This is a genomic window from Legionella quateirensis (genome assembly GCF_001467955.1).
GTDB lineage: Bacteria > Pseudomonadota > Gammaproteobacteria > Legionellales > Legionellaceae > Legionella > Legionella quateirensis.
The window spans coordinates 27,483-51,185 of record NZ_LNYR01000001.1; the positions used below are offsets into that span (position 1 = coordinate 27,483).

Sequence of the window (23,703 nt, forward strand, 5' to 3'; positions counted from 1 at the left end):
TAGAAACCGAGTCTAATGATGAGGGGTGCGAGTCCGTCTCTCGTCTCTTAGTTGTTTCAGGGCTATAAAAAGTCTATCAATCTCATTGTCATTAGTAAAATTTAAGATGGTTGTCATTTTTTCGACTCTTAATATCTTGTAGCTTATATTTATAGCAAACCGATGAATTGAAATTTCAATAACTCCTTGTTTTGGCAGCAGGCTATTATTTGTTAGGCGTACTCCAGAAGCAGATATATCTATGACTTCAAAAGATAGATTTGCGATTTTAGCCAGAATTTCGCCATTATTATTAATTCTGAAAAATGTCCGCCGCTCATCCATTTTACTTGCCAAATCATGGTGTTAGTTTTTAATTGTAGGTTCGTCTTGAGGCAAACGTCAAGCTGCATGAGTGTATCATAGTCAAATCATTGATTGTTTATGATGTATTCAAGTATAAAAAAGCCCAGCAATGTGCTGCTGGGCATGGGGATTATTAAGACAAGGACTGAGTTGCCGTCGCGTTGGAAGGGGTATTCTCTGATTGAACACTATTAGAATTATGCGCAAAAAAACCACCTACATTTACTTTTGTCCAGTTCCAGGCGTCAGTTACTAAACTTGAAACATTATTCAAGGATATCGGTTCAGACGCACTAACAGCTGAGCTCTTTTTCGATAACTCCGTATCTGCTATAAATTCAGGCAAAATGACACTAAATTCATCCACTATCGCTTCTAAATGTGAGTGGTTAGTAACAAGTGGTGAATAGGATGAATCTTCATTTATTTGTTTGATTAATAACTCGAAATCCTGAGGAGACCCCATAATCAGCATAAGATCCAAAATACGAAACCGATTGGCATTAAGGACCTGATAATGTGTACTCAGCCAGGATTCTATTCCTTTATTTTGTTTGCTGTCTAATAGAAGTTCATGAAACAACTGATTAATTCGTGTTCTTAATTGCAGCTCTTCGTGAGTGTCAGTATAGAAGGGATCTGCACTCATATGTTCAATTAATTCATCAAGTTTTTGTAACGTACATTGTTTTTCAAGGTTCGTTAGAAGGCTGGGAAGCTTGGACTCTTGTGTTTTAATAATAGTCCTATTTTCCTGCTCTAAGATTGCTCGCTCTTCATCAGTATCAATTGGTTTATTATATGAGGGAGCAACATATACAGGCAAATTTGGGGAAAAGAATCCTGTCCAACCACTTATCCAGCAACGTTTAAACCGTTGTATCAACAGAGCAAAAAAACCTTTATCTTCACTAAACGACAATTCCAGTTTGGCTTCAGAATACGCTTTGTTTGCTATTTGAATAAGCTGTTCGTCTTTTTTTGGATTTAATTTTTTTAGTGCATCCGTGCATAGTTCCATTACCAGAATATAATTGGGAACTCCTCCTTTTAACCCAAAATGCTGCAGGGTTCTTTGTGCGTCATATTTGAACATCCAGCAGCATATGTTTTCATCATATAATTCCGGGTATTGTAACAGTGCGGTAAATATTGCCTCTCTTACCGATTTTTTAACTTCAGGACGATTCATTAAAATTGCCGTATGATATATGGTTTTACGACGGGTTTCAGAACATCCTTCTTGCACATAATATCCCAGATAATTCCTTATGGTTTTACTAACCGTCTCGGTTTTCCCTTTGAAATGTAATAAAAAATAATCAAATGCCCTTATTGATTTTTCTTTTTGTGCTAACAGATTAACGAGGGGATTTTCTTGAATGGTATTGAATTCATCCATAGTATGATGTTCTTGTTGTTGAACAGGATGAATCCATCTGATAAAGCCCCCTTTTTCTTCTTCTTTTTGAGGTACAGGTGGCCTTAATTGAATCAACTGAGTCATATTGTGGATGTTTAATTTGCCTTCATTATAAAAAAGTTGGGTATCTCCAGATTGAGCCTTGAGCCTTAAATAATAATTAGTGAGGTAACCTGTTTTATTTGTTATGTCACTGAATTCTTTGTTGTCGTTCAAACATATTAATAATTGAATGGTTTCCAAGGATAGCGATTTCTGATCTGATAATAACTTTCTTGCCAAGAGTTTGATATAAATCACATAATGCTCATGATTTTTGCCCTTGAGGTAGTGGTTAATTGCCGTTTTAAGATGATTTTCTGGTTCATCTTCATGTAATAGTTTGAAACGTGGGTTGTATAAATCCAGGTGCTCTAAAATACAGTTGATTATCGTTTCCTTTTTTTGATAATCCATCTTGTGTATTTCGGTTAGTACATGTGAGTCAACCAGTCTGCCTAGATGGGCCAGGATATAGTATGCATTGGGCATTAACGCATAATGATTCATCCAATACTGGATAACTCCCGGATCTGGATATTGCCCCAGAAGCTCATTAATTTGATCTTCACTTAAAAGATGGAAATGAGGTATTGAGCATAGAATACTGATTGCAGCCTCCGGCTGGAGCATTTTGATCTGCTCTAGAGTTAGGTTAGTGATATCCAGCTGATGTATCAGCGGATTGAGTCGAGATGGAATGTGGGATTCATTATTTGCTAATCTGTTCAGCACTGAATTACCCTTAAGGTTTTTTAAGTACTCTTCCATGCTTAACAGATGTGTAATTAACAAGGATTTGACCAATTTATTCTGAGTAGTATGAATTAATTCAAAAATTTCATGATGTGTATATTGGTTAATTTGTAAGGTGTTGATAAATGCGTTTTGAGCTTCTTGAGTTTCAGTGATTGATGTTTGGTATTGCGGTGTATTTATTAGTATTTTCAATAGATTAAATTTCATCTCGGCATTACTTTGCATGTTCATCCTCCTTGACCACTAATTCACTGATGTTTGGCTTAAACTCATGCCTGAGAATTCATCTCGAAATCAGTAATGGTTTTTAATTCCGTGGATTATCCAGTCTTCAGTTCACTGATTCGGAAAATCTGGATTTGCTCAGCATAACTGTTTGAAAAAAAAATTCAATAGCTGTCTTATTTTTGTGAATATTGGTATTAAAACAGCTTGCCTTCGTAAACAAAAGTGGCTGGACCTGTGAGAGTAAGATGAGCATTAAAATGAGGCCAATTAATGATTAAATTTCCTCCGGGGAGAGAAACGGTGATTTGTTCCGAGAGACCATAGAATAAACGACCAATTGCAGCTGCAGCAACAGCACCGCTACCGCAGGCTTGTGTTTCTCCACAACCTCGTTCATAAACCCTTAATTTAATGTGATTTTTATTTATAATTTGCATGAAGCCAGTATTGGTTTGTTCTGGAAAACGGGGATGAGTACTGATTTGCTTGCCTAGTTCGAGCACTGGCGCTGATTCTAAATTGTGAACCAAAAGCACTGCATGAGGATTCCCAACGCTAATGGCATGAAGAGCAACAGCAGTGTGTTGATCCAACTCCAGTGAATATTCGTCTGATTGATGATCTGCCAGGAATGGAATATCTTTGGGCGCCATTTTGGGTATGCCCATGTCTACGCTTACACTATCATCCTCATTAATGACTAATTCCATAGTAGTGGATTTAGTAGCAACTGTTATTTTACTTTTTGAAGTTAGGCCATAATGTTTGGCAAACAGAGCAAGACATCTTGCCCCATTACCACATTGTCCAACTTCTTGCCCATTGGCATTAAAAATACGATAAGTAAAATCAATTCCGTCTGTTGTCGTTGGCTCAATGAGCAGGCATTGGTCAAAGCCTATTCCAGTGTTACGATCGGCCCATAACGCAATTTGCTGAGGGAGCAGGTGTATTTTTTGATTGACACCATCGATTACCATAAAATCATTACCTAAACCATGCATTTTTGTAAATTGAATATTCATAATAAAACTCTTCAGGATGATTTGGTGGTTGGTGTGGCTTTTTCAGGTACAGGGATATATAAAGGCCCCTTTTGACCGCAAGCAGTTAAAAATAATACTGTCGCACAAACTAAAAATGCAAAAAATCGGGTCATTATATTGGCCATTGGTTAAAATATTATTATATGAAATTTATCAATGAAAGAGAACTGAGCTGTAAGTTCTCTTGTTCAAGAAAGAAGCCTATCTGCTGGCAGATTAAATAGCGAAGCTAGATGAATGGGTCGGAGCATTTGGTATATCTGCTTTATTTTCTCTTAGTACCTCAATTGAACTATGCATACTTTTCGTAATGCGTTGGTAGGACTGGGGATTAATATAGAAGATTTGTTCGTGTTTTTGATTTAGGTTTTCAGTCCAGGTCAGGGTGTAAATGAGCATATCCGGAATATGAGACTCATCACTGTATTGCGGTTTTACTTTGATAAGTATTTCATCCGTATCTTCGTTTATCAGTTTTTTTCTGACAAAAAGTTCAACCGCTTCAAGGGTATTATAATTTGAAGCATCTGTAGTTGGTACCAGATTAATGATTTCTTTTTGGGGATCTGGAGTGATTAGTTCCTGAGTATCTACTAAAAAATGAGCTATTAGATGCGACCAGTGATGCGCTCGACCATCGGAAGGTTTAATTTCTATGCCATAAGCTCTGAATACATCGCTGGCTCTCACTTTGGTTATCGAATATTGGCTTTGTCTTCTGGACAAGCCGGATCGTTCATTTATTCCCTCCAGAGTAGCTATAAATTGTACTTCGTCAGCTTGTTCGATTTGTAATTTAGGCAGTGTTTCCATCAATTCAATTCGTGATATTTTTTTAAGATGGACTCGACCTTCTCTGGGGGCTTTGCTTTCAGGAGTCAAATGTTTAAACAGAGTTTGCCCATCTATAGTACAAAGGGGTCTTGCTTTACTTCCACCTGGAGTTTTTGCAACCATAGGGTATCGTTTATCGGGTGTGGCAGGGGTTAATTTACTGTATCGTGCTCCAGTTGCTTCAATTGGGAGTTGTAGATCCCTATTCTCATCTGTTTCTTCGAGGATTAATGGATTTGGCCCCTCGTCTTTACGAAAAGACTGAAATGTCCTTTTTGCTGGTCGTTCTGGGCCAAAAAAACTTCGTTTGGCCTCACGTCTCGGTTGTGGTTTGGTTATAGAATGGGTGAGATCATCATATTTTACTTTTCTAATGGAACTTAAGGTATTGAAAAAGAAATAGGGGGTAATATGGTGTCTATTTTGTTGCTCAGATTTCGTAATAATAGTTAACCATTCCGCACGAGAGATGGATAAGGATTCCAGATCGATATATTTAAAACAACGTCGGTTCTTCATATTGAAGATTTTTTCAGAGGCAATTTCCTGGGCTTTAAACAGTTCGGATAAAGAGTCTTTTTGCAGTTCCAATGATAATTTTTCTTGATTCAGTTTATTTAAAGTAATTAAAATCTCTGTTGATGAGGCACCACTGTGGTGTGCAAGAGCATTAATAAACGCGGGACGTAATGAAGAATCTAATTGACTGTATTGCTTACTGTATAAGAACCAGTCATAGTCGCTCAATATACTGGTACAGGGTCTGCTTGCCAGTTCTTTAATTAGTTTCTTTATCATTCGTTTTTATCTCAATATGCGTTTAGCGTCATCTGTTTTTTTGAAAAATGCACTATTCTTTAGTATTTTCAGGCATGTTTTTGATATAACTCAATGTATTTAAATTAAATTTTTTAAAATAACTCTGTCACAATTTAAATGATTAAGTGTTACAAATCCTATTTCAATGTCAAACACTATGATAAAATTTTATACATTAAAATGCAAGAGATTTTTAATCACATCCATGCTCTATTTATAAAGTATATTTATGATTTCAGTAATGATTGATCCTTCTCAAGTTCAATACATTGATTTTATTCCCTTCTGAATATTCAATATTAATTCGCTTAATTGGGAATACTAAACTTGCACTGCTCCTTTGCATTGGCGATAATTTGTATTTTTTGGTGGAGAACCAATTTTGAGCATATATATGAATGATCCGCAGGAAAAGGCACAGGCATGTGTCATTTGGTTGCATGGGTTAGGTGCTGATGCTTCTGATATGATGGGGTTGGCAGATCAGTTAATGATTAAAGATGTGGCGATACGTCATGTATTTATTGATGCGCCTGCACGACCTGTTACTCTGAATGGTGGTATGGTCATGCCAGCATGGTATGACATTATTGGAATAAAGTTGTTGGATAGAGAAGACAAGCAAGGCATTGAACAATCAGAAGAATATATTCGACAGGTCATGGAATCACAGCTTAATGATGGTTTTCAGTACTCACAAATTTATCTTGCCGGGTTTTCCCAAGGTGGAGCAATGGCGCTCCACACCGCACTTCATACCGCACATACTTTAGGTGGAGTCATTGCATTATCTGCATATTTACCTTTGGCAGGAACTAATACTCCTCAATTGGATAAAAGTACCTCAATATTTATGGGTTCCGGTCAGTTTGATCCTCTTGTTTTACCTGTATGGACTCAACAAAGTAGGGATTGGTTACTGAATAAAGGATATAATGATATCTTTTTTCAACAGTACCCAATGGAACATTCCATTTGTTATGAAGAAATCAAAGACCTTAGTCTTTGGCTTAATAAGCAGGTTCAAGGAGCTGTGTAATGCCTATTGTAAAAAGATCACGAATAGTCAAATATACTTGTGAGCAAATGTATGGTTTGGTTAATGGTGTTGACCATTATGCGGAATTTCTACCTTATTGCGCAGAAAGTACAGTACATCATCGTGATGATGATGAAGTTCAGGCTACTTTAGTTATCAGTGCAGCCGGGATGAGCAAATCTTTTACTACCCGTAATCGATTACAAGTCAACAAAATGATTGAAATTCGTCTTGTAGATGGTCCTTTTAGTCATTTGGAAGGCTTTTGGCGTTTCGATGAAGTAGAAAATGGCTGTAAAATTTCCTTTGACCTTGAGTTTGAATTTTCTGGAAAAATATTTTCCATGCTTCTTGGCCCTGTGTTCGATCAAGTAACTGATAAAATGGTTGATGCATTTTGTGATAGGGCTGAGGTTGTATATGGTAAAAGTTGAGGTGGTTTATATAGCTAGGGACGGCACTGTTTTACATCATGATTTGAAGTTGACACCCGGTTCAAGTGTTGCTGATGCTTTAACCGCATCAGGGATCTTCGATTCTCATCCAGAAACCAGGGATTTACCTGTAGGAATATTTGCGAAACAGAGTTCTATGGATACAATCCTTAAAGACGGCGACAGGGTCGAATTATATCGCCCATTGGTGTGTGATCCTAAAGAGAAAAGACGTCAGAAAGCTCGTTTAAGAAAATAAATCAGACTGTTCCTTTTATTTTGAGGTAGAACTTCCAGATCCCGCGGGAAATCTGCGGGAGTCAGGAAGCAGGGCTGAACTGAGTTTTCGAAGAGGTGAAGATTGTTCAGCACTGCGCTCAGGATGACGAAACTTGAGAAGTTGCAGATTATGTTTAGGGTCTGTGTTCAATTCGGATTATCGAGTTACCTCTAAAATAAATAACTACGGTTCGAATTGCCATACTGCCTGTACCTCTACGCCAGGTGTATGCATAATCCCATCGATCATTGTTAAATGTGGGGCTCATTAAGCTGGTACCCATTAAAATGGCTGCGTCATTTTTACTCATGCCCACTTTTAATCGTTCTACTTTTGATTGTGGTAGCAAATTCCCCTGCTGAGCGATGCGTCTGGCAAAATCATATGATGCACATTGAGTCAGAGTTAATGATAAAATGAGTGTTAATAGAAGAATTATTATTCGCATATTTTTTGCCTACCGTGAAAAATTTCGCCATAATAACATGCCATTTATTTAAAGACACCACTAAACGGGTGCAAATTCATTACTGCTAAGGAGCACAAGTGGAAGAGAGTCAGCAATTAAAAGATGCCGGATTAAAAATTACCTTGCCGCGCTTGAAGGTATTGCAAATTTTAGAGCAATCTCGTAATCATCATTTAAGCGCTGAGGATGTCTATAAGGCTTTATTGGAAACAGGTGAAGATGTTGGCCTGGCTACTGTGTATCGAGTTCTTACTCAGTTCGAAGCTGCCGGATTAGTATCCCGCCACAATTTTGAAGGGGGATATTCCGTTTTTGAATTGAGTCAGGGGGAGCATCATGATCATTTGGTTTGTGTTAAATGCGGCCGAGTAGAGGAATTTGTTGATGAGATTATTGAACAGCGACAAAAAGTTATTGCTGAAAAGGCTCATTTTAAAATGACGGATCACGCACTTAATATATATGGTATTTGCCCACAGTGTGGCTGAGCATTGACACTCAATGAGTGATTAAACAAGAACGATATAAGAACCAGCCGTTTAATCGAAGGATAACATGAGTATGCAATTTGATTATATCATTGTGGGTGCAGGAAGTGCTGGTTGCGTACTCGCCTCACGATTAAGCGAAAATCCAGCTAATAAAGTGCTGGTTGTAGAGGCTGGTGGCAGTAATAAATCCCCTCTGATTCAGATACCATTTTTAACGGTGCTGACTATGCCTTTTCGTTTGAAGAACTGGCATTATTGGACTGTTCCGCAACCAGGGCTTTACAATCGATGTGGGTATCAACCCAGAGGTAAGGCGCTTGGAGGTTCCAGTGCCATCAATGCCATGATTTATATCAGGGGGCAGGGCGAAGATTACGATGAATGGGCGCAAACGGCATCAAAGGATTGGTCTTATGATTCCGTTTTACCCATTTTTAAAAAATTTGAACATAATTACAGTATTCATGACTCATATCATGGGCAAGATGGGGAATTGGCCGTAAATGATTTGGTGAGCCCAAATCCAATCTCTCAACTGTTTGTTGAAGCAGGGAAAGCTTGCGGATATGCCTATAACTCTGATTTTAATGGAGCTAGTCAATCTGGTGTTGGTCTATATCAGGTCACTCAAAAAGCAGGTAGGCGACATTCGGCAGCAGATGCATTCCTGGATCCAGTATTGGATCGAACCAATTTGACGGTATTAACCCGGGCGCGTGTTTTAAAATTATTGATTAGTGGAACGCATTGTCACGGAATAAGGGTAAAACATAAAGGCAAAATAATAGAGTTTAGCGCCAGAAAGAAAGTAATCTTAAGTGCTGGAGCTATTAATTCACCGCATTTATTAATGCTGTCAGGAATTGGGCCGCGAGACGAGCTGTCACGTCATGGAATAAACTGCATTCATGAATTACCTGGAGTAGGTGAGAATTTTCATGATCATCCTGATTATGTGCATGTATACAAAGCCAATAATCCCAATCTTTTGGGTTTTGGCCCCTCTGCGCTATGGGACATATTTAAAGCGTATCGTGAATATAAAAAGAATTCAACAGGAATGATGGCTACAAATTTTGCAGAAGCAGGTGGTTTTCTTTCAACAGATTCACAACAGGAACGGCCTGATATCCAATTGCATTTTGTTCCAGGCATTGTTGATGCTCATTGTCATAAGTTTCATTTTTCTCGGGGAATGTCCCTTCATTTTTGTGTCCTTCGTCCTAAAAGCCGTGGTCGAATCAGTTTGAAATCTGCGAATCCACTGCACGCTCCAGCTATTGATCCCAATTTTTTAGCGCATGACTACGATTTGGAGATTATGTTACGCGCTTATAAAATGACTCAGGAATTGATGGAACATGAACTGTTTTCTCCATGTAACGCAAGACCTTTATATCAAGCAACATCAGACGCACAAATCATTCAATTAATACGGCAACGTGCTGATACGGTGTATCATCCAGTAGGAAGCTGCCGTATGGGTCATGATGATATGGCTGTGGTAGATTCACGGCTGAATGTACATGGTATTACCGGGCTGGTTATTGCGGATGCTTCCATTATGCCGCAGGTTGTATCCGGTAATACAAATGCGCCAACAATGATGATTGCTGAACAAGCTGCACGATTTATCCTGGATTAAAGCAATGTCCGAGTTTTAAGATTATACTTAAGATATTTGGTTCATAAGGATATTTTTTATGTATGAAGATTTACGTATTCCCTATCAATCCGGAATCTTGCCTTCATTGCAGCTAGGTGGCATTGAAGTTGAAAATCAACTTCTTACTGATGCTCCGGTAAATCTGGTATTAAAATCTTTTAACCGTCATGGATTGATTGCTGGTGCTACGGGTAGCGGTAAAACCAAAACCATCCAGGTCTTGAGCGAGCAACTCTCTTTGGCAGGGGTCCCCTGTCTGGTTATGGATATTAAGGGTGATATTTCTGGTTTGGCCATGCCCGGAGCTGCATCAGAGACTATGATCACTAGAAGTAAATCGTTACATCTGGATTTTATCCCTCGTGGTTTTCCGGTTGAATTTTTGACCTTGAATGAGTCTCATCCTGGAGTACCACTACGCTCAACTGTTTCTGATTTTGGACCTGTATTATTTGCCCGAATGCTTGATGTCAATGAGACTCAGGAAGGGGTTGTAACTGTTTTGTTTGAATACGCCAAGCAAGAGCAGTTACCTTTGATTGAGTTGGCTGATCTGAAAAGTTTATTACAATACGTGCAAACTGATGCTGGAAAGGAGAAAATTGAAGCCCGCTTTGGCGGGGTCGCAGCATCTTCAGTGGGCACCATCATGCGTAAAATTATCGAGTTGGAATCTCAGGGAGGCGATGAGTTTTTTGGTGAACCTGCATTTGATGTTTTGGATTTGGTTCGAACGAACGCGCAAGGTTTAGGGATCATTTCAATTTTGCGGCTGTTGGACATGCAGGATAAGCCTAAATTATTTTCTACCTTCATGCTGAAATTATTATCCGACGTATACCGTAAAATGCCAGAGTTGGGTGATCCGGACAAGCCCAAGCTTATTTTATTTATTGATGAAGCACACCTGATTTTTAGTAATGCCAGCAAAGCCTTGCTCAGTTTGCTGGATACTATGGTGAAATTAATTCGTTCCAAGGGGGTGGGATTAATATTTTGTACTCAAACGCCTAATGATATTCCTGAAAGCGTATTAAGTCAGTTAGGATTAAAAATCCAGCATGCTTTACGAGCGTTTACTGCTAAAGATCGAAAAGCGATGAAGTTGGTCGCTCAGAATTTTCCACCATCCGAATACTATGATACAGAGCAATTATTAACCGCTTTGCGAATAGGTGAAGCTTTAGCCAGCAGTTTGGATGGTAAAGGTCAGCCTACGCCGTTAATCCAGTGCATGATAAGAGCGCCTGAATCAAGGATGGGGATTTTAAGTGATCAGGAGTTAAATCAGGTTGTTGCTGCCTCAACTTTATACCCGCGTTATAGCCAACGCCTGGAACGAAATTCAGCTAAAGAAATTTTGGCTGCTCAGAACAGTAAAGCAGAGCAACAGCAAAACTCAAAGACTGAGATGAGTAAAGATACAAATGAACCTTCAGTAATTACTGCTGTTACGAAAAACACTTTATTTCGGCAAATTGTACGTCAGCTTGTGCGCGATATGACTCGCGCACTGATGTCGGCTCTGGGGATTAAAAAACGTTAATTGGATCTTAGTCCAAATTAATTGAGTAAGAATAACTTCCAAAACTGTCGTAGCTAAGACCTAAATAGCGTATTCCCTTACACGATGCGCTAACGGTAGGTGTGTACATAAATGGACCGTCTTTGATGTCCAGTACACACCAGTTTTCATTATCATATGCTACTGTTACATGGGCATAACCAGAGCGACAATCAAAACCGTCTCTAATAATAAAGCTACGTGGGCCTACTCGTTCCAAAATAACATCTGATTCACTATAGCCACTGACTACATAAATACCTGGATGTGCTGTATCGCTCAAATGAAAATAATCTTTGTATCCACATAAACCTTCATTGGCGTAGGCATTAAACATAACCACACTACTTGCTGCTGCTAATATCCATTTTTTCATATGAACTTACCTTATTGTTATTGTAATTGATGGCAATTATAAGGAAGTGATGGATATAAAACAATCATGTTGATTTTATTATCTCTGTTTATGCCTAAAAATACATAAGGGGATTATGTAACTAATGAGTGTTTATTACAGACGTCTGGTTATTATAGATACTTTCTTTTGGGTAAATTTAACCTAAGTTCAATTGTTGAACTTAGGTTAATAGTGTCTTGTATACGTTTTTCCCTTCTTGGACAATAATAAATCCGGTTGTCTTTAAAAGAGTGGTATAAAATGAACGTTACACCAAATCAGGCAGTACCTCCTTGACCTCTGTGTCAATAACCGATTCAGTTACATGATGATACGCATTGTTTGTTACCATCAGCGATTGAGCTGGAATTCCTGCCCATTGGGTGTTTTCTGGCAGACGTTCCCCCTTCATAACCAAAGATAAGCTGCCCAATGTTGAGTTTTCTTCCATTAAGGTATTATAAAGTACGATTGATCCAACCCCTATATTACAACCAGAGTTAATGGTCACATTGGACACTTTGAATATTCTGTCTTCGTAAAGATGGGTCTGAATAATAGTATCCGTGTTAATGCAGACATCATCGCCGATAGTAATTAAATCAAATTCAGAAAATTCGGCACTGTCTGTGAAAACCCGTTTACCTGCCTTGGTTCCTAAACAGCGGTGCACTAACAATGCGAAGGGTGTCCCCAAAATTTTGTTGGTAAAGTGGGGATTGATAAAATAGTTATAAGAATATTCAATTATATCGTTTTTCCAGATGAATACATCCCATATGGGCTTGGTTAATGATTTCAGTTTACCTAACATCGCCCATTTTAATCCAACCAAAACACCGATTAATCCTACCGTAATGAATAACTCAGCAAATGGTAATACTAAAGCGGCCATTTCCCATGAGTATTTATTGATCATGTAGTCCAAAACATAAAGCATGTTAAATAAAACTATAAAGGAAAATGTAGTTGGTATTATGATCCTGATAAATTCAATGACCAATCTGATTAAATACAATTTCCTTGGCGGATTATAAGTTTGTTGTTCAGAATAACCTGCAAATGTTTCCCTTTTGGGTAAAAATACCGCTGGTGAGCCAAGCCAGGCAGTATTTGCTTCCGATGATTTGTTGCTTTCTGGAGGTAAAGAGAGGCAGCCTAATAATCCTCCATCACCTATTGTTTTTCCTCCAGGCAATAAACTGACGTTACCGACAAACCCTTTCTTGCCTATATAAGATGGAGAGAAGGTAATATAGCCTTGGTGAACAGTGGGCCAGGCAAGAGCCACAGAACTTGCAGTGAATCCACCGTCATCTATCGTCACTAAATCAGGAATGATATGCGGGGTCTCGCCCATTTCCACACCTTTTCCAAGTTTGGCTCCCAGAAGGCGCAAAAACATGGGGAAATAAAGAGTATCTGCCATTACAAATATTTCGTCCTCATCCAGCATCTTCACCATGATCCAATGTCTGAGATAGTACATGCTTTTCAAAGAGTAACTGCCGGGCTTTATTTTATTCAATAGTATTTTTTTACAGAGAACGATGCTCAAATAGTGCAAAAATAAAAAGAGTATGGTGCCTATGGGAACAGCAAAAAACATCGTGATAAAATAATGTCCTTCATCATAAAAGTAAGTCATTAAAGAGATGCCGGGTATGATGCACATATAGTAAGCGACCATTACCAAAACTAAACCCAGATAGTGTAGAAGACCAAAAACAGTGGAATCCAATAGGCTGTACTCCTCCACTTTGGATTTTCTTTTTGTAATGTGATCTTTCGGTAAACTAGCAGGCAGAGCCGGTGAGCCGGCGTAATAAGTTCCTTGAGGGATCAAGCTGTTATCCGGAAGCATGGACATATCTTCCAATACAGCGTTATCTTCAATCACTGTATTCAATCCAAGTACCGCTCTGGAACCAATGTAACAGTTATCTTCGATCTTGATTGTCCCAATTTTTAACCACCCGTCTTCGACGATATATCCATTAAATTTGCTGTCACTACCTAAAGATGAGTTCTCACCAATTTCGAATAAATCGGGTGTTAAAATCTGCATGGTTCCGATGTAGCTGTTTTTGCCAATTTTTGCTCCCAGAACCTTATAATAAAGATTGATTAATGGAGAGCCAATTAAATACTTATTTAAATGAGTATTCTTTTGAAGTCGTTGAACCAACCACCATCGATAATAAAACCAGCCCCAAAGAGGATATACTCCTGGTTTTACACGTCCTAGCAAGAGCCATTTCATCGTCACTGTAATCGCGATCGATATAAGTGGCATGGATAAAAATAGCCCTAAAAATGCAATTTGCGCTTCTCGGGAAATGAATGAATACTCCGAAGTTATCCAGGTGTAAGCCAAAATAATCGCTAATAACTGCCAGGCGCCTACCGCATATTGAAAAATACACCCGAAAAACTGGCCTACTCCACAAAGATAATACTTCCATGCAGGTGCTCTGTATTTTTCTCTAGGCGGACTATTTTCTTGAGTTTGCTCGTCTTTATTAGAATTACCAAAAATCAGAGCCAGTTGTTTAATGGTTGGATGTTTATACAGATCCAAAATTGAGATGTTTTTTAATTCGGGTATTTTTCGCAAATTAGATATGGTTTTTGCGGCGATCAAGGAGTGACCACCTAAATCATAGAAAAAATCTGCAGTAACAGAAAGAGAATTACACCCCAGGGCTTGTTCCCAAACAAAAGCTATTTTGCTTTCCAGCTCTGAGCCAGGTGCTTCATATACACTGCTCGTTTTTTTAGGGGTCGGTTTGGGGAGTTCCTTTCTGTTCACTTTACCACTAGACAATAAAGGAAATGCTTCTAAAATCTCAATAAAAGAGGGAATCATATAATCTGGTAATCTGCTTCGCAAAAAGGACTGGAATGCATCAAGGTTAAAGCTCTCTTTATTCTCTAACAACAGATAAGCCACCAAAGATGGCTGATCCAGTTTTTGCAAAGAAACTACCGCTTGACTGATGCCTTGATAATCTAAAATTACCGTTTCAATTTCGTTTAATTCTATACGAAATCCCCTAAGTTTCACTTGATCATCAATTCTTCCAGCAAATTGTAAATCACCATTCGCAGTTTTTCTCGCCAAATCGCCGGTTCTGTATAAACGTTGTTGGGGATTATTGGGATTGAATATAAATTTTTCAGCGGTAGTTTCAGGTCTATTCACGTATCCACGAGCTAATGCGGAGCCGCCAATACATAATTCACCTTCTTCACCAACTTTAACTTCTTGTAAGTGTTCATCAACAAGCACTACTTCATATCCAGGTAATGGTTGTCCAATCGTCACTTCGCTCTCTGGATGACATTCAAAATAGGTGGCGATAACTGTTGCCTCAGTTGGGCCATAGGTATTCATAATTCTCAAGCCAGGTCTACTCCAACGTTTGACCAAACTGGCCGAGCACATTTCTCCGCCCAAAATTAATAATCGTAGATCAGGTAGTTGCCCTTCAAGTGTCGATAGCAGGGTGGGAACTGTTGAAAATACACTAACCTGGAGTTGTCGTAAAAAGGAAATTAAACCGACTCCAGAACGTACTTCTTTTTCAGTACAGGCAACTAAGGTGGCACCATTAGCAAAAGCCATCCACAACTCTTCCAATGAGGCATCAAACGCCAGGGAAAATCCTTGATAGACTCTGTCTTTATCAGTCATTTCGTACAGCTTGCTTGCTACTGAAACATAATGACAAATACTGCTATGTGGTATTTCTACACCCTTAGGCTTACCTGTAGATCCGGAAGTATAAATGATATAACAGAGGTTATTTTCATCAGTTTCGCTATCATCAATGGTTAGACGAGTGCTTGGTTGCTGTGAAATCTGATGGCCGATTTGATCCAATATCATTACAGCTGGCCAGTTTAATTTCTTTTGGTTGAATTGATTCGATGAAGTCAGTACTGCATCAAATGGAAGATCTGAAAAAATATAATTGATGCGCTCTTCTGGATAATCAATTTCAATAGGAACATAAGCCGCTCCTGATTTCAATACTGCCAAAATGGCTATATAACATTCTATTGATCGTTCTAAAAGTATACCAACAATGCTTCCATTTTTTATTTGGTTTTGAGCTAAATAATGAGCAAGCTGATTGGTACGTTCTTCTAATTCCTGATAAGAAATTAAGGCATCATCGCATATTAAAGCGATATTGCTTGGATAAATTTCGACTGATTTCTCAAAATAATGATGAAGCTGCCTACATTTGTCCATTTCTAAGTCCTTTTATGGGTATATTTCTACACTTCAGTTGTGTTAATAAATCAGGTAATTGATTTATAGTAAAAGATCTAAATAATAGGTGGCAATAGACAAATATGCAATCGTGATCATTTTATAAGGAGTCCAGCTTTTAAGTGATTCATAAATGGGAACTGTTAACAATTTGGGGCTGTTGAGCATTTTTCCTTTACTGTCGGGGAGGGCTGGACAATGATCACTGATCTTTTTATTGAAGCCTTTGAAGATGATGTAATAACAAATGATTAAACAGTAAATTCATTATTAATCATAAATTTGGCTTGGATATGGTAAATAAATAAATTATTCTTGCAGTTCATGTTCATAAAGCCAGAAGTATTAATTTAATGAATAAAATGAGTATGCATCGCCTGTTACATTTTAAAAACCGGATGTTGATGGTATTCGTTTTATGGATAAGCGCAAGCAATGCTTCAGCTACTAATTTAACCCCCGAGCAAATTGATGCGTTGATAGAAGAAACACGCTCTTTAAGAAATGAGGTTGTGCAATTAAGACGACAACTTTATGAACATACAAATACTCATAAAAAGACACAAACTCATAAAGGTACAATTAAGCCAAGACAGACATTAGAAACTGCTTTAAAAAAATCATCAAATAACAAAAAGGCTTCAGCGAAGCACAATGCAAAAGCCCGTACTTTTATTGCTCCAAACCATCAAGGTACTTCCCAGAATATAACTCTCTCAAAATCGGAGAGTTCTTCAAAGCAGAATGCGGATAAGTCTAATTCGTCAGGGCATACTGATAATGCAGTGAAACAAAACCATAATGTATTAACCCTGGGAGGAATACCCGTCGTTATTTCACCCTATTTAGGCTCGCCTTCAGCTTATGACGGTTCTGATTTACTCACCAACATATCCCAACAAAATGGAGACTTACTCGCCCTACAATATCGACAAGAGATTGAAAATGCTTTTTCGGACTCCAAGGCTAAAGCTTCTGAATATTATCTCGTTTTAAGTGGTTCTTTAGGTGCTCAAATTTATAATACCAGGCCTTATATAGGCCCGCCTACAAATGATATCGATTTGACAACTGCAAACATAACCGCACTAGCCGGTATGGGTTCATGGGTGACTGGGTTTTTTAGTTTTGATTACGATAATCAGCCGCCAGATGGATTGACTCCTCCTCAAATTGGTCCCAGAGAAGCAAACTCAAGAGTATATCTGGAACAAGGGTATTTAAGTATTGGCAATCTGAATAAATCCGATTGGTATGGGTCAATTGGACAAATGTACCTCCCTTTTGGTCAATATAATGGTTTTATGATTAATAGCCCATTAACCTCCACACTATTTTCGACTATTGAGCGACCTATATTGCTAGGTTATACCCATAGTACCGACAAAGCAGAACTTGATTTGGATGCTTATGGGTACCAAGGGGAAACGGTGACCTCTGTAATAGGTAACAACACGATTAATGAGTGGGGTTTAAGCGCTCAGTACACCCTCACTGAAAGTAATTGGAACGGAGGTATAGGAGTTGGTTATATTTCAAATATTGCAGATGCAGAGGGAATGCAATTAAACAGTCAAAATTCTCAATTTTGTACTGTTTTTGGCGGATTTGCTTATCCTTGTGGAAATGGCAATATATTAAAACATAAGGTTCCTGGATTTGATTTTAATGCCAGTTATTCAATAAATGCATACAGTTTTGTTGCTGAATATCTAACGGCAACAACAGCTTTTGCGATAGAAGATTTGTCCTATAATCGTCATGGAGCAAAACCACAGGCCTTCGATATTGAAGCCGCATATTCATTTACAATATTCAACAAACCGAGCAGTATTGCTATAGGTTATACTTTAACTAGAGAATCGTTGGCTTTCTTATTACCTGCTCGAGAATACTCTTTGGCCCTGAATACTTCATTATGGCGTAATACAACTGAGAGTTTAGGATTTCAGCATGATGTAAATTATGGTATTGATGATTTTGCAACAGGACAATTACTCCCTGTTTTTTATTCAGCAAGTCGAGCCAACTTAGGTAAAACCAGTGATACAGTATTATTTGCAATTAATGCGAGCTTTTAATGAGCTTTTAGTGTTCGCTTCATGTTGGTCTTGTGACGTTTTTCCGGTTGGTTTAGGTGAATTATCCTATCGTGTAGAGGGCATAAATGGTGTCTTTTGATCGTCATTTCTTCATGTAAAGCTCGTTTTTGCTGTAGAGTGAGCTATAGTGTAGGAGTGACTCGCAGAATCCAGGTTATTTTTAATCGTGCTGAAGGAGTTTTTTCGATGGTAAATCAGAAGGTATTGCTATTATTTTGTACTTTAGGATTTCTTGTTTCGTGTACCCCTTTAACAGGAGTAACACCAAGCTCGGCTTCAGGATCTACCCAAGCAACCGACAGCCAATTATCGTCAACTAGTTCTATAAAATTAAAAATGGGTAAAAAATTTACCAAATATCGTGCAGCACAAAGAAGAGCTGTACACAGAGCACATGGCCAGCATTAATTTAACCAGGTATTTTTTTTGAGGCTTATTTATATGCACTTTCACTGGTTTAAATTTAATATTGAGAGCTGATAAGCTACAATCGTCTCCGTCTAATCCATTGTAATGAACAGAACTATGCTTAATGATCCCTTGGTTTTAAAAAATCTCATTGGCCAGACCATTCATCTCGAATTATTGGATAATCTTCATTATGAATCATTGCGTATAGCGGCAAATGATGAACGAATTTGGACCTTTATGCCTATGAAGGCTCATGATGAGTATTTTGATGATTGGTTTAATGAGAGTTTAATCAAACACAATACGGGACTTCAGATTACCTATGTTATTCGTTGTATCAGTGATGGTCAGGTTGTTGGTTGTCGCTCATATTACGATATAGACGTACAGCACAAGCGTTTGGAAGTTGGCTATGGTTGGTTTTCCCCCAATGTTTGGGGGAGGAAAATAAGTCTTGAATGTATGTGGTTATTATTTCGTCAGGCAATTGAAGATTGGCGATTTAATCGTATTCAAATCGCTACAGATCCCAATAATGAGCGCTCCTATAACAATCTGAAAAAATTGGGCGCCAGAGAAGAGGGAGTGCTTCGTGAGCATATGATTCATCATAATGGAGCAATTACTGATACGGTTATTTTTAGTATTTTATCCAGTGAGTGGCCGCAAATAAATGAGGGGATTTTAAAGCGGCTGACCTGGTAGAGATTATTGTGTTAAATTGTGAAATTTTTCTTAATTAAGTCCTGTACAGTCAGGGCTTTTCGAAATGCTTTAGTATAAAATGACTAAGACCGTTTATTGTTGCAAAATCATCAAGGCTATAAGCACGACATTGAGCGTTTTCGGCAAGATACATTTTTTTTAATGAACTTCCTGCTCCCAACTCCAGGAAGATGTCAGTTCCATATTCTGGAGCTAACTTCATGACTTTGTTCCAATGCAGTGTTTGTGAGAGCTCTTTAGCGAGTATCGGAATCATTTCTTTTGATGAAGAAATGAGTTCGTTTGTTAATGAATTCAGTATGGGAATGTGCATCACGTAGTGTTGATAATGTTCCAGGGAACTTAAAAAAGCGTCCGTTGCTTTAATCAGTAAGGGCGTATGTGAGGGTAAATTCACTTCCAATCGTTTTGTTGTGCGAACTCCATGCGATTTTGCCTCATTCAGTAGTAATTCCAAATGAGTTGCAAGACCCCCAAGAATATAATGATCGTCTGCATTAATGATGGCAATGGGGCAGTTAAAGCGGGTAGAGAGGCGCTGGGCACTATTCAGGTCTATGTTTCCTTTTAATGCAACCAAACCACAGGACTCTCCTGCTGCAACTTCAGTGGTCACTTGTTGCATCAGTTCTGCTCTTTTATAAGAAAGAGAGCATAATTCTTTAATACTTAATCTGGCACTGGCAGCATAAGCAGATAATTCCCCCAGGCTATATCCACAAAGAAGTTGAGGACTTAAGCCTGTTTTCTGGATGAGCGCTTGATACGAGCCAACACTGAGTACCGTTAAAAAAAGTTGAGCATATACTGTGTCATGACAATACTGCGCGACAATTTTTTTATCCTGCAGTTCCAGACCGATCTGTTGCGATGCGTCATTTAACCATTGTCTGCCAAAATCATCCTCAGCCAGCATTTTAAACATATTGGCATCTTGTAATCCCTGACCAGAAAACGCAATTAGTAATGACATAAAAGAGGTTCACAAAATAGTTGGCTAATAAATAATAAGACACTCATCAAATCAGCAACACCACCCGGGCTGATTCCTTCCCTGGAAAAAAGGGCATGCGTTTTTAATGCTTCTTGTTGTCGCCTGTTAATGCACTCAATGTCTAACAACTCGTGTGCTTTCATTTTCGCAAAATTCAGACCTTCCATACCCTTTCTGAACAGTACATTGGTATCATCAATTTTAGTCAAGAGCACCAGATAAGCAAATAGACAACAATGATCCAGAGATTGGGTCTTGGTAAAAAGAGTAGTAAATGAGGAGCATAATTCGAATATGGGTTCATAACCATTGATGGCCATTTGCCTTGCATCTACTACAGAATATTTGCTTCGAACCAATGCGCCATTACCGTTATTGTTGCGGTGTTTTTGTAAACTGTTTCTCCAGTCCTTAATGAGTTGCTCATAAAGTTCCATTTGGGTGAATGACGTCTTTTCCTTACTCATTCGTGCTGCCGAAACGCATAAAATTCCAAGAGCAAAAATTGCTCCGCGATGGGTATTAATACCTTTTGTTGTCTTCATCATTTGGCATTCCGCATTAAGTGCCGTCTGCCGTAATTCAGCAAATGTTCTGTTTTCCAGTCCGTGTCGGGTAATAAGATAAAAATAATGACGTAAGGTAAACAGGCTGCGATAAAAAGTTTCCCCATCCATGTCATGATGAGCGCCGGAGTCAATAAAACTAACCAAACCCGGCTTAGGATAGGCTCTAATTTCAAAATACAGGGAACGAATTGCTATTTTGGCCATTCGGTGTGCAATTTTATGGTTAGATTCAGGATAAACTGGGGTACTGTTCATAAAGTTCATGTCGTGTTATCAATCCGATATCTTTAGAATTTTTAAACAGAAATTGATTCGTAGAAGAATTCATTAGTTCATATAGGGCAATATCGCCCAAATCATGAAATCGGACCTCTCCATCGATACGAACTCCGAAAATCCGTTTTAAACTGGTTACTCTTCGTCCTAGTTCGGACAGTGAGCAATTGTCGTAATCAATGAGTAAGTCCAAATCTGAATGATCGTTTACAAAAGGTTGGTTTGAAAGATACTCGAACAAATGTGAACCGTAAACCGAAATGGATTGAAAGTCTGATAGGTCCTGTTGAGAATATCCATTTTTTGAGTGCTGTCCCAACTTTTGAGACCAATAATCGCTCATCTCCGCGAGTTTTGGTAAGTCCTGTACCTTGATAAGCTCCTTTTTGTTCAGAGTCATACTGATACGATACTTTTTGTTATTAAGCAGAATTGGCAAACCCACATGTAGCCCCAACTCATCATGTACTAATTGTCTTGCGTAAATACAAGGCAATCCGTTATTAAGCCATTCAGATATACAGTCTACAATCTCTTGATTGGGTCCATAGCTCGAATTTATTTTGAATGAAGAGTTTGGCGCAACATAGATGAGTTGATGCCGTTGATTCATAATGGCAGATTCTCTACAGCATTGATGACTGTATATGCCAACGTTCTCCCTCCGCGTTCTTTTCCTAATTGTGCACGTACATCATCTGTGCCGTTTTGCTTTAACAGGTGCTCCAGTGTCCCGGGTATTTGCGCTAATTCAACTATTTGATGTAATCCACCAAGCTTATAGAAATTTTTAACACCAGGAGCAAATATGGGTAAGGATTTGCTTAATTCTTCAAGAGCACTTAATTCAATTTTGGTAACTTTTGCAATTCCTTCTAGCCACATGACGGCTAACTCCGCATCTGGCAAGGCTAAAATGGTGTCGGCCATTAAACCATAAGCGATAAATCCACCTCCAACTGCCTGATTATAAACTAATGAAATTATTTGATTTCCTTGCTGGCGAAGACACGCCAATCCAGTGAGTAAATGACCAAAGTATTGATACATTCCCAGCCATTCATCGCGCATGGTTAATTGTTGCCCAGCCACATCAACCAATAATAAAAGAGGATCTTTGGATTTTTGTTCCATGAGGTCAATAATTTGTTCTGCCATAATCAATGCTTGTTCTGCGCCCAAAAAAGTAGACTCCTTTACGCCCAGAACCTGGAACTGCTGTTTGCCAATTTGCCCTGTACCGAAAATAACGGAGCTTTTTTCTTTAAGTTGATAATGAGTCCCGAATATGCCGTCCATCACTGCATTTAAACGAATCATGGCATCTCCTTTTTAATGTGTCTGGCCGCCTCTAAAAAGCTTTTTTCATCCATGTTAAAAAGAGTAGGTGCGAGTTGTGGGAAATGCATTGTTAAATACTCGCCTTCCTCCTGACACGATTTGGTGTGTTCCAAACGGTTTTTTAACAGGGCATGTTGTTTTTTTAGCCCGTCCAAAGTCAGAGGTGTTTTTTTCTGCATGACCGCTTTGATGGTTTTCTTGATCGATTCAACGGATGAGTCTACATAAGATTGGGCTATGTCTTGTAAGTATCTGGTTTTTCCCCCATAAACTCTCCAGACTAATGCCCGGTCTTCTGCATCAAACGCTTCAATACCTTTTACAGCCTGAATAACCTCAGCTCCAGATACTCCTATGCGAGCAATTTCATTGACAATGATGTAGTCCAAACAGGCAGATATGATACCCATACCGCCAAAGGCGCCATTTTTTCCACAAACAACCCCCAGGGTCATTATTCCTTTATTCCTTGCTTCAAAGATTGCCCTAATCGCTTCTGAAATAGCGATTTCTCCACCATTTGCTTCATGAAGTCGAACACCGCCACTGTCAATTAATAAAATGACGGTTTTAATGTCCCGTTTGATTGCTGCTTTGAATAGTCCAGTTAGTTTTGCACCATGTACCTCACCAACAGCGCCTCCCATAAAGTCTTTTTGTTGTGCCGCTATCAGTACGCTTTGCGAGTCCAGTTTTGCCTGCCCAATTACGATGCCATCATCTGCTTCAACGGGTAAGCCTAAGGTCGGCAAATGGGGGCTACAGAATTTCTCATTATTGAGCCATTCAGTAAAGGATCCGGCATCGGTAAGCGCCGTAATTCGTTCGCGTGCATTCAGTTCCAAATAATTACCGGCCTCTCTTTTATATCCGTAAAACTCCTCAAGTGCCTGTCTTAGTCTTAATGAAACTACAGGAGGTGTTGCTCCATTATCATTGATTGTAAATTTGAGTCCCACTGGTTGGTATTCCTTAACAAAATCATCGATGACCATAGACCAAATCTGTTTGTAATTCTCAACTGCAGTATCAATGTGAAATTGTGTCCGCTGGTGATCATTTTCTTCAATAATCACTTCAAGATTACCTGAGCCTACAACGCCACAGACGACTCGTTTACCTAGTGCCTTCTGACCTTTTAATTCAAAATTAAATTCAAGGGATTCCAT

The 23,703-nt window shown here is 38.7% G+C and carries 22 protein-coding genes; 9 read left to right on the forward strand and 13 right to left on the reverse strand.

The window, feature by feature from the left end; genetic code table 11:
* Positions 1-12: 12 nt before the first annotated feature.
* From Lqua_RS00210 to Lqua_RS00225, 5 genes are all read right to left on the reverse strand, one after another.
* Positions 13-324: a PilZ domain-containing protein gene (locus Lqua_RS00210; protein WP_058472304.1), complete on the reverse strand. Its 312-nt coding sequence runs from the start codon at positions 322-324 to the stop codon at positions 13-15.
* A 154-nt stretch (positions 325-478) separates the two neighbouring features.
* Entirely contained in the window at positions 479-2,791 is a 2,313-nt protein-coding gene (locus Lqua_RS00215; protein WP_058472305.1) for a hypothetical protein, read from the reverse strand.
* Positions 2,792-2,988: 197 nt separating this feature from the next.
* The gene (gene dapF, locus Lqua_RS00220; RefSeq protein WP_058472306.1) at positions 2,989-3,819 is read right to left on the reverse strand and encodes a diaminopimelate epimerase; all 831 of its coding nucleotides are present in this window, start codon (positions 3,817-3,819) and stop codon (positions 2,989-2,991) included.
* Between the two features lie 11 nt (positions 3,820-3,830).
* Positions 3,831-3,965, reverse strand: coding sequence for an LPS translocon maturation chaperone LptM (lptM, locus tag Lqua_RS17770; RefSeq protein ID WP_083501214.1), 135 nt, complete (start codon positions 3,963-3,965; stop codon positions 3,831-3,833).
* A 91-nt stretch (positions 3,966-4,056) separates the two neighbouring features.
* The gene (locus tag Lqua_RS00225) at positions 4,057-5,472 is read right to left on the reverse strand and encodes a hypothetical protein (protein ID WP_058472307.1); all 1,416 of its coding nucleotides are present in this window, start codon (positions 5,470-5,472) and stop codon (positions 4,057-4,059) included.
* A 415-nt stretch (positions 5,473-5,887) separates the two neighbouring features.
* On the opposite strand from Lqua_RS00225, the gene Lqua_RS00230 reads away from it, so the two are divergent.
* The 3 genes from Lqua_RS00230 to Lqua_RS00240 are packed head-to-tail and all read left to right on the forward strand — an operon-like array spanning position 5,888 to position 7,225.
* The gene (locus Lqua_RS00230; RefSeq protein ID WP_058472308.1) at positions 5,888-6,532 is read left to right on the forward strand and encodes an alpha/beta hydrolase; all 645 of its coding nucleotides are present in this window, start codon (positions 5,888-5,890) and stop codon (positions 6,530-6,532) included.
* A complete protein-coding gene (locus tag Lqua_RS00235; protein WP_058472309.1) occupies positions 6,532-6,966 on the forward strand; it encodes a type II toxin-antitoxin system RatA family toxin in 435 nt (144 codons plus the stop codon). The genes Lqua_RS00230 and Lqua_RS00235 overlap by 1 nt, the downstream gene beginning before the upstream one ends.
* Positions 6,953-7,225 carry an RnfH family protein gene (locus Lqua_RS00240; protein WP_058472310.1) on the forward strand — a complete coding sequence of 91 codons (273 nt, stop codon included), beginning with the start codon at positions 6,953-6,955 and terminating at the stop codon, positions 7,223-7,225. Before Lqua_RS00235 ends, Lqua_RS00240 begins: the two co-directional genes overlap by 14 nt.
* Before the next feature lie 154 nt (positions 7,226-7,379).
* Here Lqua_RS00240 and Lqua_RS00245 read toward each other — a convergent pair whose 3' ends face one another.
* Entirely contained in the window at positions 7,380-7,694 is a 315-nt protein-coding gene (locus tag Lqua_RS00245; protein ID WP_058472311.1) for an outer membrane protein assembly factor BamE, read from the reverse strand.
* A 98-nt stretch (positions 7,695-7,792) separates the two neighbouring features.
* Here Lqua_RS00245 and fur point away from each other — a divergent pair, with 98 nt between their 5' ends.
* From fur to Lqua_RS00260, 3 genes are all read left to right on the forward strand, one after another.
* Positions 7,793-8,203, forward strand: a complete 411-nt coding sequence (gene fur / locus Lqua_RS00250) for a ferric iron uptake transcriptional regulator (protein ID WP_058472312.1) — start codon at positions 7,793-7,795, stop codon at positions 8,201-8,203.
* 67 nt (positions 8,204-8,270) lie between these two features.
* Positions 8,271-9,851 (forward strand): GMC family oxidoreductase, encoded by a 1,581-nt coding sequence (locus Lqua_RS00255; protein ID WP_202972741.1) that lies wholly within the window; start codon positions 8,271-8,273, stop codon positions 9,849-9,851.
* A gap of 58 nt (positions 9,852-9,909) precedes the next feature.
* Positions 9,910-11,418: a helicase HerA-like domain-containing protein gene (locus Lqua_RS00260; RefSeq protein ID WP_058472314.1), complete on the forward strand. Its 1,509-nt coding sequence runs from the start codon at positions 9,910-9,912 to the stop codon at positions 11,416-11,418.
* Positions 11,419-11,425: 7 nt separating this feature from the next.
* Here the strand turns inward: Lqua_RS00260 and Lqua_RS00265 are convergent, their stop codons facing one another.
* Positions 11,426-11,812, reverse strand: a complete 387-nt coding sequence (locus Lqua_RS00265) for a hypothetical protein (RefSeq protein WP_058472315.1) — start codon at positions 11,810-11,812, stop codon at positions 11,426-11,428.
* A 289-nt stretch (positions 11,813-12,101) separates the two neighbouring features.
* Positions 12,102-16,094: a Pls/PosA family non-ribosomal peptide synthetase gene (locus Lqua_RS00270; protein WP_058472316.1), complete on the reverse strand. Its 3,993-nt coding sequence runs from the start codon at positions 16,092-16,094 to the stop codon at positions 12,102-12,104.
* Positions 16,095-16,468: 374 nt separating this feature from the next.
* Between Lqua_RS00270 and Lqua_RS00275 the strand changes: the two genes are divergently transcribed.
* The 3 genes from Lqua_RS00275 to Lqua_RS00285 all read left to right on the forward strand — a co-directional run bounded on the left by Lqua_RS00275 (position 16,469) and on the right by Lqua_RS00285 (position 19,333).
* On the forward strand, positions 16,469-18,196 hold the full coding sequence (locus tag Lqua_RS00275) for an LbtU family siderophore porin (protein WP_115148656.1): 1,728 nt from the start codon (positions 16,469-16,471) through the stop codon (positions 18,194-18,196).
* A gap of 207 nt (positions 18,197-18,403) precedes the next feature.
* Positions 18,404-18,625, forward strand: a complete 222-nt coding sequence (locus tag Lqua_RS00280; RefSeq protein WP_058472318.1) for a hypothetical protein — start codon at positions 18,404-18,406, stop codon at positions 18,623-18,625.
* A gap of 117 nt (positions 18,626-18,742) precedes the next feature.
* On the forward strand, positions 18,743-19,333 hold the full coding sequence (locus Lqua_RS00285; protein ID WP_058472319.1) for a GNAT family N-acetyltransferase: 591 nt from the start codon (positions 18,743-18,745) through the stop codon (positions 19,331-19,333).
* 49 nt (positions 19,334-19,382) lie between these two features.
* Here the strand turns inward: Lqua_RS00285 and Lqua_RS00290 are convergent, their stop codons facing one another.
* Genes Lqua_RS00290 through Lqua_RS00310 form a run of 5 tightly spaced genes read right to left on the reverse strand, consistent with a single transcriptional unit; the run spans position 19,383 to position 23,703 of the window.
* Positions 19,383-20,327 carry an acyltransferase domain-containing protein gene (locus Lqua_RS00290; protein WP_058472320.1) on the reverse strand — a complete coding sequence of 315 codons (945 nt, stop codon included), beginning with the start codon at positions 20,325-20,327 and terminating at the stop codon, positions 19,383-19,385.
* Positions 20,315-21,172 carry a triphosphoribosyl-dephospho-CoA synthase gene (locus tag Lqua_RS00295; protein WP_058472321.1) on the reverse strand — a complete coding sequence of 286 codons (858 nt, stop codon included), beginning with the start codon at positions 21,170-21,172 and terminating at the stop codon, positions 20,315-20,317. Before Lqua_RS00295 ends, Lqua_RS00290 begins: the two co-directional genes overlap by 13 nt.
* Positions 21,147-21,806 carry a malonate decarboxylase holo-[acyl-carrier-protein] synthase gene (gene mdcG, locus Lqua_RS00300; protein WP_058472322.1) on the reverse strand — a complete coding sequence of 220 codons (660 nt, stop codon included), beginning with the start codon at positions 21,804-21,806 and terminating at the stop codon, positions 21,147-21,149. The genes Lqua_RS00295 and mdcG overlap by 26 nt, the downstream gene beginning before the upstream one ends.
* The gene (locus Lqua_RS00305; protein ID WP_058472323.1) at positions 21,803-22,513 is read right to left on the reverse strand and encodes a biotin-independent malonate decarboxylase subunit gamma; all 711 of its coding nucleotides are present in this window, start codon (positions 22,511-22,513) and stop codon (positions 21,803-21,805) included. Before Lqua_RS00305 ends, mdcG begins: the two co-directional genes overlap by 4 nt.
* Complete coding sequence (locus tag Lqua_RS00310) at positions 22,510-23,703, reverse strand: biotin-independent malonate decarboxylase subunit beta (RefSeq protein WP_058472324.1); 1,194 nt, start codon at positions 23,701-23,703, stop codon at positions 22,510-22,512. The genes Lqua_RS00305 and Lqua_RS00310 overlap by 4 nt, the downstream gene beginning before the upstream one ends.